A 14,951-nucleotide genomic window follows, 5' to 3' on the forward strand; every position below is an offset into this window, starting at 1 on the left:
CAACCATGTGGGTTGGGCTAACCCTATGCCGGCTTGAAGGTCGGCCGTTAAAGGAGACATTGCATGAAAAACTGGACCCTGCTGTTGCTGCGCATTTCGCTTGGTTGGCTATTGGTGATCTGGGGCGCGGACAAGGTGTTCAATGTCGAGCACGGTATGGCGGTGGCCAACAAGTTCTACTTCGGCTTTCTCGCGGCCGAGGGCGCGATGCGTATAGCGGGCGTGTTGCAGATGCTGGTCGGCCTGGCGGTGGTTGTCGGCTTTGCCCGGCGCTGGGTATATCCGCTGCAGGTCGTGCTCAACGGTGCGTCGCTGCTGGCGGTGATGCAGTCGGTTATCGACCCCTGGAGCTGGGTATTCGAAGGCAGCAACGCGCTGTTCTATCCCTCGTTGATCATCTTCGCGGCCAGCCTGTTACTGATTGCCTATCGCGATGAAGACAAATGGGTGCTGAGCAAAAAATACTGAGTTGTAACAAAGCACTGGATATCGACTCGAAGTAGGTCAGCAAGATGTGGCTGGCATTGGCACAACAACAAGCGCTACTCACAGGTGGCGCATCGCCTACGCAAGAGGGGTATCCAATGCACCGCTTTACACTCAGTATGTGCGGCCTGGCTGTGGCAGCAGCCTTCAGCCAAACGGCCCTGGCCAGTCAGCAATCGGAGGCGCAGGGTTTTATCCAGGACAGCAGTTTCAACCTGCTCAATCGCGCCTTTTATTTCAACCGTGATTTCCGCAACGGCGGCTTCAATGGCGCCGGTACCAATGCAAACAAACCCGGTCAGGAAAACGGTTACCGCGAGGAGGCCGCCTACGGGATCATGGGTTTCTACGAATCCGGCTTTACCCAGGGTACGGTTGGCTTCGGTGTGGATGCCTATGGCTTTCTCGGTATCCGTCTCGATGGCGGCGGTGGCCGCACCGGGACCTTGCTGGCACCCATCGGCAGCGATGGCGAGCCCGAGCGGGACTGGAGCGAGGCAGGCGGGGTGGTCAAGCTGCGGGTGTCAAACACCGTGCTCAAATTCGGTGAGCAGCAATTCGCCAACCCGGTAGTTGGAACCGGCGATGCTCGCCTGTTACCGGAAACCGCCACAGGCTTTTTCTTAAGCAGCGAGGAAATCGAGGGCGTGAGCCTGGACGCTGGCCACATTACGGCCATGAATGCGTTCAACAGCAGCAATTCGGATGATGAGTTGCTTATTCAGTATGCCGGCGACGTGGGGGATTCGATCAGTTGGGCGGGCCTGACCTATGCGCCAGCGGAAAGTCTTTCCCTCAGCCTGTATGGCTCTCAAGTCGAAGACACCTGGCGGCGCTATTACGCGGGGCTGGCCTATACCCTCGACCTAGCAGCCTGTTGAAATTCGCTGTGATGACTGCGAGCACTGCGTTGTAGCGGCAGTGCTCGCGGCCACGCGCTCTTGCTCAGGGCGTCGAGCAGGTGAAGTAGCCCGATTTCACAGGTGCCGGGCGCACCTTCCCCGTCAACGCGCTCATGCCATTGAGCCTGTAGCCAGCAGCTTCGGCAGGCGCACCAGGTTGCTTGCCGCCATGGCCAGCTGGAACAGCGCGTCGACACGCTCAAGTCCGCGTTGCTTCACCTGGCGCAGCCCGGCCGCCGCCTTGAGCCAGCCGAAGTGGGTTTCGATCCAGGCGCGAATCTTCAGGCTCAGACCATAGCCGGCGTGGCGCGTGGTACGGCCATCGATGGCGCTGCGCCGACCATTGGTGTTCTGCGCAACATGGGGTGTCACGCCGAGGGCACGACAGGCGGCCACGAAGTCTGCCGTGTCGTAAGCCTTGTCCGCGGCCAAGGTGCGTCGACGGCGACCACCCAGCTTGCTCAGCATCGCCAGCGCGGCTTCGCGTTCGCCATGGCCACCGGCCAGAGTCACATGAGCATTGCGCACCAGGCCACTGCGGTGTTCCATCAGTACATGCCCCATGTAACTCAGCTGCGCGCCGGTGTTGTGGCTCTTGCGGTACAGCCGGGCATCCGGATCGCTGGTCGAGGCGTGGGTGTCGTTGCTGCGCTTGTGCCCCTTGAAGTCTGGCTGGGCATTGCGCGGGCCGGGGCCCGGGTCGTCTGGCGTATCGTCCTTGGGACGGAAACTCTTCTGAGAGGCCCAGGCTTGCAGCAATGTGCCGTCGACCGAGAAGTGCTCATCCGAGATCAGCCCCTGCTTCTCCGCCAGGCGTACCACCTCGTTCAGAAATTCGGTGGCCACGGCCTGGGCATTGAGGCGGTCACGATTCTTCGAGAAGACCGAGTGATCCCACACCGGATCATCAATGGCCAGGCCGACGAACCAGCGGAACAGCAGGTTGTAGCCCAGCTGTTCCATCAGCATCCGCTCGCTGCGCAGCGAGTAGAACAACTGCAGCAACTGCGCCCGCATCAGCTTCTCGGGGGCGATCGAGGCGCGGCCGGTGTCGGCATACAAGGTGTCGAACAGGGCGCTCATCCGCTGCAGAGCGGTGTCTGCCAGCTTGCGGATGGCGCGCAGGGGGTGAGTCGCTGGCACGAAGTCATCGAGCTTGGCGACAGTGAACAAGGATTCCTGAGTGATATCGGCGCCACGCATGGAAATCGGGGTTCCCGGCAGATTGGAGCCGATATCGTAAACCTTACGCCGCAAAGCCAGACAGGGCGTAGGCGAATTTCAACAGGCTGCTAGGTAGCGAACGCTCGCTGGGCTTTGATCTGAATGTCTATCGCACCAACGACCGTGGCCGCGCGCTGGCCGGTGAGATCGGCAACACCGACTGGTCGCTGGCCAGCAAATACGCCTGGGGGGCCCATGCAGTGACCCTGGCCTATCAGCAGATCGACGATGACGCCGGTTTCGATTACATCGGTTTCGATGGCATTTACCTGGCCAACTCGGTGCAGTACTCCGACTTCAACGCTCCGGGCGAACGCTCCTGGCAACTGCGTTATGACCTGGACATGGCTAGCTATGGCGTGCCGGGCCTGACCTTGATGGCGCGCTATGTGCGTGGCAGCGATATCGACAGCACCGATGCGGACGACCGTGGTGGCTTCTTCGATGCCGATGCCCGTAACGAAAAACATTGGGAACGTAACCTGGAAGCCAAGTACATCGTGCAGAGCGGCCCGGCCAAGGATCTCTCCCTGCGCGTTCGGCATGCCGTGCACCGTGGTTCTTCCAACCAGATTGACGGGGACGCCGACGATGTTCGTTTGATCGTCGAGTACCCGCTTAGCCTGCTTTAAGGTTTCACTCGTCGTGGAGTGAAAAATAGGGGTTGCTCCTTTCCTCCCCGTCTTGGGGGCTGTGTCGGCCATGGCCCCCTTTTTTTATCTTTTTCTTGGCTCTTTGCCAGCGCTATTGAGCTGTAACAAAGCGCTTTTGTTTTTATCTAGTAGTTAAGTGACATCTCAGTAATCGATCCTGTTTGTCGGCGCGCACTGTTCGCCAATCGACATCCCGAAAAGAGGTTTTCCATGCACGAGTCGGTACAAAACTATTACGGCAAAGTCCTGCAGAACAGCGGCGATCTGAAAACCAGTGCCTGCTGTGATCCCAGCAGCATGCCGAACTGGCTCAAGCCACTGCTGGCAAAGGTTCATCACGAAGTCAGCGCCCGTTATTACGGCTGCGGTCTGGTCGCACCGGCCCTGCTGGAGGGCTGCCGGGTGCTTGATCTGGGCAGCGGCTCGGGCCGCGATTGTTATGTCCTGGCGCAACTGGTCGGGGCCGAGGGCTCCGTGCTCGGCGTGGACATGACCGCCGAGCAGCTGGCGGTGGCCAATGCCCATCTGGATTACCACGCCGCGCAGTTCGGCTACGCCAATGTGGAATTTCGCCACGGCTATATCGAGGACCTGGCGGCATTGGACCTGGCCGACGCCAGCTTCGATGTGATCGTGTCCAACTGCGTGATCAATCTGTCACCCGACAAGGACAGCGTGTTGCGCGAGGCCTATCGCCTGCTCAAGCCGGGCGGCGAGTTGTACTTCTCCGATGTGTACGCGGATCGTCGTCTGGCTGACGAGCTGCGCCAGGATGAGGTGTTGTACGGTGAGTGCCTGGGCGGCGCCCTGTACTGGAATGACTTCGAGAACCTGGCCCGCCGGCATGGCTTTGCCGACCCACGCCTAGTAGAGGATCAGCCCATCGAGATTACTGACCCGGCTCTGGCGGCAAAACTGGGTGACGCACGTTTCTTTTCCGCCACCTACCGGCTGTTCAAGCTCGATGGTCTGGAGCCGGCCTGCGAGGACTACGGCCAGGCCGTGATCTATCGTGGCAGCATTGCCGGTGCGCCCACTGCCTTTGTGCTGGATAAACACCACCGCATCGAAACAGGCCGGGTGTTCCCGGTGTGTGGCAACACCTGGCGCATGCTCAAGGACAGCCGCTTTGCCGCGCATTTCGAGTTTATCGGCGACTTCAGCCGGCACTTCGGTTTGTTCGAGGGCTGTGGCGGTGGTCTGCCGTTCGATCAGGGCGCTGCGCCCGGCACTGCAGCCAGCTGCTGCTGAGGAGAAGGGAATGCTGACTCGGAAGTTGTGTGCCGTTGCCTGCTCTGTATTGCTACTCAGTGCCTGCTCACCGGAGCAGAAGCAGACCATCAGTGTCTCGGGCTCAAGCACCATCGCCCCATTGATGGCGGACATCGGCAAGCGTTTTGAGGCGTTGAACCCTGATATCCACGTGGACGTGCAATCGGGCGGTACCTCACGCGGCATTCAGGATGTGCGCCATGGCCTGGCCTCGATCGGCATGGCCTCGCGTGCCCTGACAAGTGCGGAACAAGAACTGCAGGCCTATCCCATCGCCGACGATGGCATTGCCCTGATCGTGCACGCCAGCAACCCCCTGACCCAGATCACGGGCGAGCAGGTGGTCGATATCTACACCGGCAAGGTCAGTGACTGGTCAGCGCTTGATGGCCCGTCAGGCTCGGTGGTCAAGGTACACAAGGCAGAAGGGCGTTCGACCCTGGAGTTGTTTCTGCAGCATTTCCACCTCGACAACGGCGATGTGCGGCCGGACCTGGTCATAGGTGACAACCAGCAAGGCATCAAGTCTGTGGCGGGGAATCCTTTTGCCATTGGTTATGTGTCGATCGGCAGCGCCGAGTATGAAGCGGGGCAGGGCGTGCCCATTAAGCTGCTGGCCCTGGATGGACAAACGGCATCGAGTCAGGCCGTGCGTGATGGTCACTACCCATTGAGCCGCACCCTCAACCTGGTGGTGCGCGGCGAGCCGGATGCCAACACCCGGGCGCTATTGGACTTTGCCCAATCCAGCGAGGTGACCGACCTTGTCCAACAGCACGCCTTTGTTCCGACGCGATAGCGCCGACAGTCTGCTGCGCTCGCTCAGCCTGCTGTGTGCCTTGGCTGCGGCGGTGATCTTGTTACTGATACTAGTGTTTCTGACCCAGGCCAGCTGGCCACTGCTGCAGGACCCCGGCAATCTGCTTGGTAACAGCTGGCAGCCGAGCAAGGGCTTATTCGGCTTGCAGGCCATGCTGGCAGCCAGTTTGCTTAGCAGCGTGCTGGCCCTGTTGCTGGCAGTGCCGGCCGGCCTGTTGGTCAGCATCTGGCTGATCTTCTACGCACCCAGGCCGCTGGCCAGTGCCTACTCGGCGCTGCTTGGCCTTATGGCCAGCATTCCCTCCGTGGTCTATGGGCTCTGGGGGTTGGTGGTACTGGTGCCACTGCTTAACAACTGGTTTCCACCGGGCGCCAGTCTGCTCACGGCAGGACTCGTTCTTGGCTTGATGATTCTGCCGCTGCTGATGGTGCAGGCCGATGTGATCCTGCGTGAAAGCGCTCGCCGCCATCTGCCGGCCGCCCTGTGTCTGGGTGTGTCTCACTGGTCGGCGATTCGCCGGGTGCTGCTGCCTGCTGCCTGGCCACGGCTATGGCCGTCCATCCTGCTGCAACTGGGGCGCGCCCTGGGTGAAACCATGGCGGTGCTGATGGTGGCCGGCAATGTGGTGCAATGGCCGGGGTCAATCTTCGACCCGGTGCGTACCCTGACGGCCAATATCGCCCTGGAGATGAGCTATGCCACCGGTCCTCACCTGCAGGCGTTATACCTCAGTGGCTGGGTGTTGTTGGTATTGGCGCTGCTGCTGATGGGCTTGGCCCGCCTCTATGGAGCTCGCACATGAATCGGCAGGAGCGTTGGCGCGGTTATGCCCTGGCGAGCCTGGCTCTGCTGCTGGCTCTGGCGCCGCTGAGCCTGCTGCTGACCCTTTTCGCCGAGGGTTTCAGCCATCTGGATCTGAGCTTCCTCAGTACTGCGCCCGAGCAGGCAGGGCGGAGCGGGGGGATTGGCCCGATCATTCTCTCCACGCTCTGGGTGCTGCTGATCTGTTTGGCCATTGCCGTGCCACTGGGCCTGGGCACCGCACTGTTTCTGGTGGAGCAGCTGCGCCCGGACAGCCGTGCCAATCTGGCGCTGCAGTGGGCCCTCGATGGGCTGGGCGCCGTGCCCTCGGTGGTGTTTGGCCTGTTTGGGCACCGCGTGTTCGTAGTCGAACTGGGCTGGGGCTACTCCCTGCTGGCCGGTGGTTGCACCCTGGCCTGCATGGTTTTGCCACTGTTTATTCGGGGCTGCGAGCAGGCCCTGCGCGACTGTCCGCACAGCTATCGACAAGCTGCTGCCAGCTTGGCGATTTCCCGCGTCGGTTACCTGCGGCGCATCCTGTTGCCCTTTTCCGCTCCAGGTATCGCGGCTGCTCTGGTACTGAGTGCGGGGCGTGCCCTGGCGGAAACGGCCGTGCTGCTGTTTACCGCCGGTTATGTGATGCGCTGGCCTGAAAGTGTATTCGACTCGGGGCGTACCCTGGCCGTGCATATCTACGACCTAGCCATGAACGTCTCCGGTGGCAGCCCGGCATCTGCGGCTACGGCTCTGGTGCTGCTGGGCCTGGCCCTGATCATTCAATTGCTGGCGTGGCGCCTGGGGCGTCGGCCGGCAGCCTTTGCGAGATAAGTCATGCACGTGCCACCTTCCATCCAGATTGAAAACCTCAGCGTGCACTACGCCGGTCAGGTCGCGCTGCAAGGCGCCTCATTGGCAGTCGCCCCCGGGGAGCTGATGGCCCTGGTCGGTCCCAGTGGCTGCGGCAAGAGCAGCCTGCTGTCGGCGGTCAATCGCATGAGTGACCTGGTGCCGGGTGCGCGGGTCAGCGGGCGTGTACTGATCGACGGTCGGGATGTATTGAGCGAAGCCGAAGATGTACAAGCCTTGCGCCGCCAGATCGGCATGGTGTTCCAGCAGCCAAATCCTTTTCCCTTGAGCATTGCCGAAAATATCCGCTTTGCCTTGCGCGAGCATGGGGTGCGCAACAATGCCGTACTGGAAGAGCGTCTTGAGCAGGCCCTGCAGGCCACGGGATTATGGAATGAAGTGCGCGATAGGCTGGATAAGCCGGCACTGGGACTGTCTGGCGGTCAACAGCAACGCCTATGCTTCGCCCGTGCCCTGGCCTTGCAGCCGAGTGTGCTGTTGCTGGATGAACCCTGCAGCGCTCTGGACCCGATGGCCAGCGCCACGGTTGAGGCGCTGATCGATAGCCTCAAGGGGCGCTACACGTTGTTGATGGTGACCCACAACCTGGCCCAGGCAAGGCGCCTGGCAGACCACGTTGCGGTGTGCTGGGTGCGTGATGGCTGCGGCTGTGTGCTGGAGAGTGGGCCCACCCAGGACCTGTTCCAGAGCAGCCGCGATCCCCTGGCTCATCGTTACCTTAACGGCCTGCTGTGCTAGCGCAGCAGTATGCGGAGGACAGGAACCGATGCCTGGTGCCAAAGACTCCGCAGCCAAGGCATACAGCCGGCGTACCGTCTTGCAGCTATTGGGCTGTGGTTTAAGTGCTGTTCTTTTCGGACCATCCTGGGCTAATCGTCAGCCAGGTTGGGACTTCCAGGAAATCATCCGCCGTGCAGAAGTGCGCCATGGTCCATTGGGGGATGCACGCCAACGCATTCTGGATTGGCAAGCGCTGCTACTGCAAAGCCAGGGGCTCGGCGAGATGGACAAGTTGCACGCCGTCAATCGCCATTTCAATCGGGTATTGCAGTTTGTTGACGACATCAAGATCTGGGGTGAGCAGGATTACTGGGCCACACCGGTCGAAGCGCTGATAAAGGGTAAGGCCGACTGCGAGGATTACTCCTTGGCCAAGTACTTCAGCTTGCGCCAACTGCAGGTTCCCGCAGACAAATTGCGCATCACCTACGTCAAAGCGTTGCGCCTAAATCAGGCGCATATGGTCGTGACCTATTATGCCAGCAGCAGTGCCGAACCCTTGGTGCTGGACAACCTGATCAATCAGATCCGTCCGGCCAGTCAGCGTAACGATTTACTGCCGGTGTATGCCTTCAATGCGGAGGGCGTGTATTTGTTCAAGGCCGATGGCGTCAAGCGTGCCGGGGACACCAAAAAGCTTTCACGTTGGCAGGATGTACTCAAGAAAATGGGTGGGGAGGGCTTCTAGGTCACTATTTGGGTTCCAGGGCCTGGCAATGAGTCAGAGCGTTACCAGTGCCTTACGCATCCATCCCGGCATTTTGCACAACATAAGTCTTGTGAAATCATCGGTCTTTAGCTGCGCTTGAATTGCTGCAATGCACTCTGGTGTGACGCCGTCTTTACCGAGATAAAACAATGCACTGATAGCCGTACCTACCTCAGTGCCGGCATGCTGCATGACCATCGGTGCCGCGTGTATCAGCCGGATTTCAGCCTTACCTATGAATATTGAGCGGCTGGACCCATTGGTGTAATAGACAGGAATGAGTGGCATCTGTGTACTGAGCCCAAACCTCCTTACAGCATTTGCACCATGGATCTGCAGATACAAACGCTTCTGCCTGGTAATCAGGCTAAGCAATGTCCACGGATTGGGGCGAGCCCTGGCAATGTAACGTCCGGGTTTCGGGCGCATATAAATCCCGCGATACACCCGTTCGAGCTCGCCCCGGTTGACCATTCGAGCTATTGCTTTGGATATGGCGTTTTTCGTTCCAAACCCTTTGAAACGTCTAATACTGAACGGCTGCCCTTTAGGTAGGCGCTTGACTCGTTGCGCAACCTGGACGGATACCGATTGGACTTTATCAGTGCTGAGCATCGTGGCGTTCACGCTTATAGCGTGAAGTCTAGCGACGAGCTGAAAAGCGGCTGATGGAACGCAATAACCCTTCGCCGATATTCATCATCCTGAGCGTCGTTTACCAGGCAATCTTCGAGGCGCCCCAGCGAGAAAACTTGATCGGCGGACGGGTAGTGTCTGAGCAGGCTTTTCGCATAGCTGCGAATGTCATCAGGTAGTTCGGTGTTACGAGAGAGGTCGCGGAGAAAAGCTTCAGTCTTGACGACACTCCGGGTTCTTTCATGCGGAAGGGTCAAAGTGGCTACCTCCTTATTCAGTTATTCCAATTTACGAGACCAGAACGGGGAAGCCACGCGCTTACTCCTCATTTGCCCGCGATTCGACGTGGTGCGGCTGATGGATATTCAACCCTACAATCAGTTCTTTCCCCAGTAGTTGTCTTTGCTGACCAGACCAAAATCTTCGGAAGCAAATGGCTGATCATCATCGAACATACCATTGACCATGCGCTCCCGACGCAATCCACTCAGCCCCCTGAAGAAACAGGGCTCGCAGAGATGCACCCGGTAGTGCTCCCCGTCATGTTGCGAGCCATATCCCCATTGGGCTTCAAGCTTGCCGTGTTGGAGGCCATAGCCGGGAACTCGCGTGCCAGAGTGGCACACGTCGCAGATCACATCCTCAACGACATCGACCAATGCCTGCGACTTAATCTCCATGCACACCTCACGATTACGTTCCACACGACGCCGGCCGGTTATGGATTCATGAACACCAACATCATTGGATCAGCCTCGACTGGCTGAGCATCAAAAACAAGCCAGTAGCTGCTGCCGATAATGCTGGGAAAAGCTGACCTGGTAAGCGGGCTCAATTGCATAGCCACCCAGCGAAATGATGTTCGTAGGCTGCGATCCAATACCCGGTTCTGCACCATCTAACCCCGCACCGTCGAAACCTTCGACATGACCCAAAGTACCCATCGGCTCAGGCCCGGAGCCTGGAGTAAAACCAGGCATCGGCACATCGCTCAAAACTGCCAGGTCATCTGGCAAGTCATCCGAAATTCGCTCCGCAAAGCCCTGAAGCGTTGGCTCGGCCAACATGAATAGCCATGCCTGGTCGTCGGACTCACCTGTGCGCCGCAGCACTCTCCCCAGCACTTGCCGGTAATGCAGCTCGGTGCGGATACGGCTGAGGTAGCAGCACACTTGCAGGCGGGGAATGTCGGTACCTTCGCTGATCATTCCGACGGCCACAATCCAGCGGCAGGCGCTGCTCCGGAATGCATTGATCACCTGCTGCGCATCCGGGGTTTTGTTGGTCACGATGCGGCACTCTTCACCCATTGCTTCTAGAGCCAGTGCAATTTGCTGGGCGTGTTCGATGTCGGTAGCCACCACCAAACCAGCGGCATCAGGTTTGATCTGGCGTAGCTCGTTCAGCTTGCTGCAGCCAAGATCGAGGATTGGATTGATCACCTCGTCATGACGCAGAAGTTCCTCATAGGTGACAGGTGATTCCCCTAAAAGCTTGGCGATGCTGGCAAACAGCCTCACGGAGCTATCCGCGCCAAGCGCTTCCGTAAGCTTCACCTTTTGATTGTCGAGCAACACTATGCGAGGTGATCGGCACACGTCGTCGGCAATGGCATCTTTCAAGCCATAACGGTAATCACAGATCAAATGCCCCTCGGGCGATGAGTAACGAGCCAATGCGATGGCCTTATCGTCCGAACGCCAGGGCGTGCCAGACAGGGCCAACGTGAAGGCAGCCCGATCCTGTATCCGATGCAGTATCTGCTGCCCCCAGGAATTGCTGAGCAGCGGATCGTGGCCGGCGCAATGGTGGATCTCATCGAAGACCACGAATACCCGGTAGTCATCAAGAAGCTGCCAGAATCCCTCATCACGGTATTCCATGGCCTGATAGGTATAAGCCGCGCCCACGGCACCTATCTGGCCGTCGAGACGCCTGCCTAGCACAGCCGCAAAGGTCGAACGAAAACCCTCCACGACCTGGCAGGACGGCGCAAAGCACAGCACCAAATCAATTCTGTCCTGCTCAAGTAATCGGCTGGCCAGTTCTGCAGCCATGCGCGTCTTTCCAGCTCCCGGCGTCGCCTGGCAGAAGAAGTGCGGCGTGACGGTAAAGTGCTCCAATGCCCGAGTGATGCAGCTGTTCTGCCAGCTCCGTAGCGAGCTGCTCATCGTGCTGCAGCGAGCGTTTTGAGGGTTTTTTCTATGGCGCGCAGATGCCCCAAGAGGCGAGAACTGCGATCCCTGGCTTCCAGGTAATCGCCTTCAAGCTTGTCCCGTAAATGCGGCATTTCGTCCAGAAGCAGCTTGAATCGCTCCGCTTCGCCCATTGAAGTGAGAAAGTCCAAGCGGATTTCCTTGTGGAGCGCTTCCAACTGCAAATCCGCGTTGGCTGACGACTTAAGCGGCAAAGCTTCCACATCGCGTACCGCAGTGCCTGGCTCGGGCACTCCGGCAGCCATCAGGCTGTTCTCAAAACCGTTGTCGATCAGTTCGAGTTGCAGATGTGTCGGAATCGGCTGCAGGTGGTAGACCTGCCCTCGAACACGGCGGTCCTCGTCCGGTGAAGCCCAGCCCGCGCGCACTAATCGGCGAATCTGTTCATACACATAGCGGCGCACATCGGCGATACGGAATTGTGTGCCACTCAAGCGAACGGCATAGGCATCGCGTAGTTCGCGGGTCGTAAACGATGTACGCCCTGGCTCCTGAAGCAGCTCATACAGGCGCCTGTCGAAGATAAACGAGGCCGATTTCATTGAGGGCACCAGAAGAAATAGCGCGAAAATGCGGATTATAATCCGTGGCCTGTACGTCCGCAAACGCATGATATTGCCGCCTCAAATTGAATTGAGACGGTTATGGATAAGTTGGCGAAGGCGTTAGGGGAACGCATCCGAATGCAGAGGAAGGCCTGCCGGATTTCCCAGGATGCACTGGCGCTGGCGTGCAGTCTCGACCGCAGCTACGTAGGTCGCATCGAGCGTGGCGAGGTCAATATCACCGTCGAGAAGCTTTATCGCATCGCAGGGGAACTCGCCTGCGACCCTTCGAGCCTTCTGCCACAGCCGTCTGAAATCTAAGCCGAGCGCGGAAGAAGGCTCAGACAGCAGCGCCGTGGTTACTTTGCCCCAAGCTGCCGGCCGTCGTGAACGTCTTCAAAATTACCAACGCAAACGCCCAGCTATCAATCTCGTTGCCTGTACTTCCAACGACAGCTTAGGGGGGGGGCGTGTCGTGCAACACCTGCTTTCAGCAGTGACGAGGCGCTACATAGTACTCTACTCACCTTGCAGGCTACCGTAGCGCTCTAGAATAAGCTTTATAGGCAACTATAAAGTGATTATAGGGCGATTATAGAATCTGTTTTTTTAAGCCCGATACCCAACCAAGGTATTCAGCTTCAAAACTCGATGGCTATGGTCGTTCTTTGTGGGCACGCCGCTAGCACATATTGGAAGTGAGCTAGACCTTGGTTTCCTGGGTTACTGGCTGGGATTTGAAGGTTCTGATGCTGGAGCGATGGGCAACCTGCACTGCGCCATGTCGAAAGCGTCGGATATTCCAGGCAGTTGGGCATCCCATAACCTTTGCTGGCTGTGGGGCCCTGCCGGTATCAAAGGACAGCATGCGGCCCAGGCTGTGTAAAAACGTTGGCATCGACCTTGCTGTGATTTGATGGATTCAAATCAGCGGGGGATGCCGATGAAGCGTTTTATCCAAGGAGAGCATCGAGGCCAAAGCGCGCTGCTTCCCGAGAGCCTGGATGACTATGTGGCGGACACCAACCCGGTGCGGGTGGTCGATGTTTTCGTCGATGAGCTCGACCTTGGCCAACTGGGTTTCGAGGGGGTCGTCCCGGCTGAAACAGGTCGGCCCGCATACCATCCTGCTGACCTGCTGAAGATCTACATCTACGGTTACCTTAACCGCATCCAGTCCAGTCGACGTCTCGAACGCGAGGCTCAGCGCAACGTTGAGTTGATGTGGCTTACCGGACGCTTGATGCCGGACTTCAAAACCATCGCCAACTTCCGCAAGGATAACGGCAAGGCAATCCGCGGCGTCTGTAGGCAGTTCGTGGTGCTGTGCCAGCAGCTTGGCCTGTTTTCTGAAGCGCTGGTGGCCATCGATGGCAGCAAGTTCAAGGCGGTCAATAACCGCGACCGCAATTTCACCAGCGCCAAGCTTCAGCGGCGAATGGAGGAGATCGAGTCCAGCATCAACCGTTACCTGACCGCACTGGATACCACTGATCGCCAGGAACCTGCCGTGGCGCAGGTCAAAGCAGAACGCCTCCACGACAAGATCGCGACCTTGAAAACTAAGCTGAAGGAACTCAAGGACATCGAAGTACAGCTCAACGAAACACCGGACAAACAGATCTCCCTGACCGATCCCGATGCCCGCTCAATGAGGACGCGTGGCACCGGCATGGTCGGCTACAACGTGCAGGCGGCGGTCGACGCGAAGCACCACCTGATCGTGACGCATGAGGTCACGAACGACGGAGTCGATCGAGACCAACTGAGCGCCATGGCCAAACAGGCGCGAGAGGCCATGGGTGTTGAGAAGCTATCGGCGGTCGCAGACAGAGGCTATTTCAAAGGCGAAGAAATCCTGGCGTGCCATGAGGCTGGCATCACCGTTTTCGTACCCAAGACGCTGACCTCGGGAGCGACAGCGGCTGGCCGTTTCGGCAAAGGTGATTTCATCTATGACGCAGCCACGAACGAGTATCGATGCCCGGCAGGGGAAAGCCTGACCTGGCGGTACTCAAGCATCGAGAAAGGACTGAAGCTGCACCGCTACTGGAGTTCGCACTGCCAGGGTTGTGCGCTGAAAGAGCACTGTACGCCGAGCCCACAGCGCCGGGTGAGCCGCTGGGAGCATGAGGCTGTGCTTGAGGCGATGCAGACCCGCCTGGATCAAGCGCCCGAGATGATGCGGATCCGTCGCCAAACGGTCGAGCACCCGTTCGGCACGCTGAAATCCTGGATGGGTGCCACCCATTTCCTCACCAGAACGCTCGACCGGGTGAGCACCGAGATGAGCCTCCATGTGCTCGCCTACAACCTCAAGCGCGTATTGAGCTTGCTGGGCAGCGGCGCCCTGATGGCAGCGATAAAGGCCTGAGACCTGTTTTACGAGTCCTGCCGTCCTCCAGCAGGCGCACCGAAGCCTAAAATGCCACACAATCAGGAATCACCGAATACGCCTGATTGGTGCCTCCGGCGTAAGCGTCCGCTCAAGTCACCTTGCGTGACTCAGGTGGGTACCCACTGATGCGGCAGCAGTTGCTCGATCTCACTCGCCCGCTGCGTTGGCAGTCGTGTCAGCACGTCCTTGAGATAGGCATACGGATCATGCCCATTCATCCGCGCCGACTGGATCAGACTCATGATCGCTGCTGCCCGTTTACCGCTGCGCAGTGATCCGGCGAACAACCAGTTTGAGCGACCCAGCGCCCATGGCCGGATCTGGTTCTCGACCCAATTGTTGTCGATGGGCACGGCACCATCCTCGACGTAGCGAGTCAGTGCAGCCCAACGTTTGAGGCTGTAATCCAGGGCTTTGGCGATGGCCGAGCCCTCGGGCACGAGGTCGCGCTGGGCGAGCATCCAGGCATGCAGCGTGGCGAGGATGGGAGCCGTTTTTTCCTGCCGCATTCGCCAGCGCTCCTCATCGCTCAGGTCGCGCGCTTGCCGCTCGATTTCGTACAGGCCGGCTATTGAGTGCAGTGCCTGTTCGGCCAACTGGCTTTTGTTCGCCGCGTGAAGATCGAAGAACTTGCGGCGGGCG

Annotated in this window: 18 protein-coding genes; 11 read left to right on the top strand and 7 right to left on the bottom strand. The window is 58.9% G+C overall.

All coding sequences use genetic code 11. The features are described 5' to 3' along the window. Nucleotides 1–63: 63 nt before the first annotated feature. Together F753_RS48815 and F753_RS44265 are read left to right on the top strand one after the other, a co-directional pair. Nucleotides 64–468 carry a DoxX family protein gene (locus F753_RS48815; protein WP_023446580.1) on the top strand — a complete coding sequence of 135 codons (405 nt, stop codon included), beginning with the start codon at nucleotides 64–66 and terminating at the stop codon, nucleotides 466–468. 44 nt (nucleotides 469–512) lie between these two features. Continuing rightward, on the top strand, nucleotides 513–1,367 hold the full coding sequence (locus F753_RS44265) for an OprD family outer membrane porin (protein ID WP_084799402.1): 855 nt from the start codon (nucleotides 513–515) through the stop codon (nucleotides 1,365–1,367). A 132-nt stretch (nucleotides 1,368–1,499) separates the two neighbouring features. Here the strand turns inward: F753_RS44265 and F753_RS44270 are convergent, their stop codons facing one another. After that, nucleotides 1,500–2,591, bottom strand: coding sequence for an IS5-like element ISPa8 family transposase (locus F753_RS44270; RefSeq protein WP_023446582.1), 1,092 nt, complete (start codon nucleotides 2,589–2,591; stop codon nucleotides 1,500–1,502). Between the two features lie 86 nt (nucleotides 2,592–2,677). On the opposite strand from F753_RS44270, the gene F753_RS0125225 reads away from it, so the two are divergent. The 7 genes from F753_RS0125225 to lapG all read left to right on the top strand — a co-directional run bounded on the left by F753_RS0125225 (nucleotide 2,678) and on the right by lapG (nucleotide 8,493). Then, complete coding sequence (locus F753_RS0125225; protein WP_084799403.1) at nucleotides 2,678–3,244, top strand: OprD family outer membrane porin; 567 nt, start codon at nucleotides 2,678–2,680, stop codon at nucleotides 3,242–3,244. 231 nt (nucleotides 3,245–3,475) lie between these two features. Beyond that, nucleotides 3,476–4,516: a methyltransferase domain-containing protein gene (locus F753_RS44275; protein ID WP_023446584.1), complete on the top strand. Its 1,041-nt coding sequence runs from the start codon at nucleotides 3,476–3,478 to the stop codon at nucleotides 4,514–4,516. 10 nt (nucleotides 4,517–4,526) lie between these two features. After that, nucleotides 4,527–5,336, top strand: coding sequence for a phosphate ABC transporter substrate-binding protein (locus F753_RS44280; protein WP_023446585.1), 810 nt, complete (start codon nucleotides 4,527–4,529; stop codon nucleotides 5,334–5,336). After that, the gene (gene pstC / locus F753_RS44285; RefSeq protein WP_209320155.1) at nucleotides 5,302–6,159 is read left to right on the top strand and encodes a phosphate ABC transporter permease subunit PstC; all 858 of its coding nucleotides are present in this window, start codon (nucleotides 5,302–5,304) and stop codon (nucleotides 6,157–6,159) included. Before F753_RS44280 ends, pstC begins: the two co-directional genes overlap by 35 nt. Continuing rightward, entirely contained in the window at nucleotides 6,156–6,986 is an 831-nt protein-coding gene (pstA, locus tag F753_RS44290) for a phosphate ABC transporter permease PstA (RefSeq protein WP_023446587.1), read from the top strand. The genes pstC and pstA overlap by 4 nt, the downstream gene beginning before the upstream one ends. Nucleotides 6,987–6,989: 3 nt before the next feature. Further along, nucleotides 6,990–7,763: a phosphate ABC transporter ATP-binding protein gene (locus tag F753_RS44295; protein WP_023446588.1), complete on the top strand. Its 774-nt coding sequence runs from the start codon at nucleotides 6,990–6,992 to the stop codon at nucleotides 7,761–7,763. A gap of 28 nt (nucleotides 7,764–7,791) precedes the next feature. After that, nucleotides 7,792–8,493: a cysteine protease LapG gene (gene lapG, locus F753_RS0125230; protein WP_031298248.1), complete on the top strand. Its 702-nt coding sequence runs from the start codon at nucleotides 7,792–7,794 to the stop codon at nucleotides 8,491–8,493. Nucleotides 8,494–8,526: 33 nt separating this feature from the next. Here the strand turns inward: lapG and F753_RS0125235 are convergent, their stop codons facing one another. The 5 genes from F753_RS0125235 to F753_RS44315 all read right to left on the bottom strand — a co-directional run bounded on the left by F753_RS0125235 (nucleotide 8,527) and on the right by F753_RS44315 (nucleotide 11,908). Continuing rightward, the gene (locus F753_RS0125235) at nucleotides 8,527–9,141 is read right to left on the bottom strand and encodes a DUF6088 family protein (protein WP_245218673.1); all 615 of its coding nucleotides are present in this window, start codon (nucleotides 9,139–9,141) and stop codon (nucleotides 8,527–8,529) included. A 2-nt stretch (nucleotides 9,142–9,143) separates the two neighbouring features. Further along, nucleotides 9,144–9,407 carry a BPSL0761 family protein gene (locus F753_RS50255; protein WP_023446591.1) on the bottom strand — a complete coding sequence of 88 codons (264 nt, stop codon included), beginning with the start codon at nucleotides 9,405–9,407 and terminating at the stop codon, nucleotides 9,144–9,146. Between the two features lie 120 nt (nucleotides 9,408–9,527). Beyond that, on the bottom strand, nucleotides 9,528–9,830 hold the full coding sequence (locus F753_RS44305) for a hypothetical protein (protein ID WP_023446592.1): 303 nt from the start codon (nucleotides 9,828–9,830) through the stop codon (nucleotides 9,528–9,530). Between the two features lie 90 nt (nucleotides 9,831–9,920). Then, nucleotides 9,921–11,321, bottom strand: a complete 1,401-nt coding sequence (locus F753_RS44310) for a DEAD/DEAH box helicase (protein WP_031298251.1) — start codon at nucleotides 11,319–11,321, stop codon at nucleotides 9,921–9,923. Beyond that, nucleotides 11,318–11,908: a hypothetical protein gene (locus F753_RS44315; protein ID WP_031298253.1), complete on the bottom strand. Its 591-nt coding sequence runs from the start codon at nucleotides 11,906–11,908 to the stop codon at nucleotides 11,318–11,320. The genes F753_RS44310 and F753_RS44315 overlap by 4 nt, the downstream gene beginning before the upstream one ends. A 102-nt stretch (nucleotides 11,909–12,010) precedes the next feature. Between F753_RS44315 and F753_RS44320 the strand changes: the two genes are divergently transcribed. After that, the gene (locus tag F753_RS44320; RefSeq protein ID WP_003105872.1) at nucleotides 12,011–12,232 is read left to right on the top strand and encodes a helix-turn-helix domain-containing protein; all 222 of its coding nucleotides are present in this window, start codon (nucleotides 12,011–12,013) and stop codon (nucleotides 12,230–12,232) included. 622 nt (nucleotides 12,233–12,854) lie between these two features. Continuing rightward, complete coding sequence (locus tag F753_RS44325) at nucleotides 12,855–14,285, top strand: IS1182 family transposase (protein WP_031298255.1); 1,431 nt, start codon at nucleotides 12,855–12,857, stop codon at nucleotides 14,283–14,285. Between the two features lie 131 nt (nucleotides 14,286–14,416). Here the strand turns inward: F753_RS44325 and tnpC are convergent. Next, a partial coding sequence (tnpC, locus tag F753_RS44330) for an IS66 family transposase (protein WP_023446596.1) occupies nucleotides 14,417–14,951 on the bottom strand: 535 nt, incomplete at its 5' end.

Origin of the sequence: Stutzerimonas chloritidismutans AW-1 (assembly GCF_000495915.1) — a bacterium.
GTDB lineage: Bacteria > Pseudomonadota > Gammaproteobacteria > Pseudomonadales > Pseudomonadaceae > Stutzerimonas > Stutzerimonas chloritidismutans.

What these genes read in the sequence shown, in the direction of transcription:
- F753_RS48815 (WP_023446580.1), top strand. Translation starts at nt 64, where the DNA reads ATGAAAAACTGGACCCTGCTGTTGCTGCGCATTTCGCTTGGTTGGCTA.
- F753_RS44265 (WP_084799402.1), top strand. Translation starts at nt 513, where the DNA reads ATGTGGCTGGCATTGGCACAACAACAAGCGCTACTCACAGGTGGCGCA.
- F753_RS44270 (WP_023446582.1), bottom strand. Translation starts at nt 2,591, where the DNA reads ATGCGTGGCGCCGATATCACTCAGGAATCCTTGTTCACTGTCGCCAAG.
- F753_RS44275 (WP_023446584.1), top strand. Translation starts at nt 3,476, where the DNA reads ATGCACGAGTCGGTACAAAACTATTACGGCAAAGTCCTGCAGAACAGC.
- F753_RS44280 (WP_023446585.1), top strand. Translation starts at nt 4,527, where the DNA reads ATGCTGACTCGGAAGTTGTGTGCCGTTGCCTGCTCTGTATTGCTACTC.
- pstA (WP_023446587.1), top strand. Translation starts at nt 6,156, where the DNA reads ATGAATCGGCAGGAGCGTTGGCGCGGTTATGCCCTGGCGAGCCTGGCT.
- F753_RS44295 (WP_023446588.1), top strand. Translation starts at nt 6,990, where the DNA reads ATGCACGTGCCACCTTCCATCCAGATTGAAAACCTCAGCGTGCACTAC.
- lapG (WP_031298248.1), top strand. Translation starts at nt 7,792, where the DNA reads ATGCCTGGTGCCAAAGACTCCGCAGCCAAGGCATACAGCCGGCGTACC.
- F753_RS44305 (WP_023446592.1), bottom strand. Translation starts at nt 9,830, where the DNA reads ATGGAGATTAAGTCGCAGGCATTGGTCGATGTCGTTGAGGATGTGATC.
- F753_RS44310 (WP_031298251.1), bottom strand. Translation starts at nt 11,321, where the DNA reads ATGAGCAGCTCGCTACGGAGCTGGCAGAACAGCTGCATCACTCGGGCA.
- F753_RS44315 (WP_031298253.1), bottom strand. Translation starts at nt 11,908, where the DNA reads ATGAAATCGGCCTCGTTTATCTTCGACAGGCGCCTGTATGAGCTGCTT.
- F753_RS44320 (WP_003105872.1), top strand. Translation starts at nt 12,011, where the DNA reads ATGGATAAGTTGGCGAAGGCGTTAGGGGAACGCATCCGAATGCAGAGG.
- F753_RS44325 (WP_031298255.1), top strand. Translation starts at nt 12,855, where the DNA reads ATGAAGCGTTTTATCCAAGGAGAGCATCGAGGCCAAAGCGCGCTGCTT.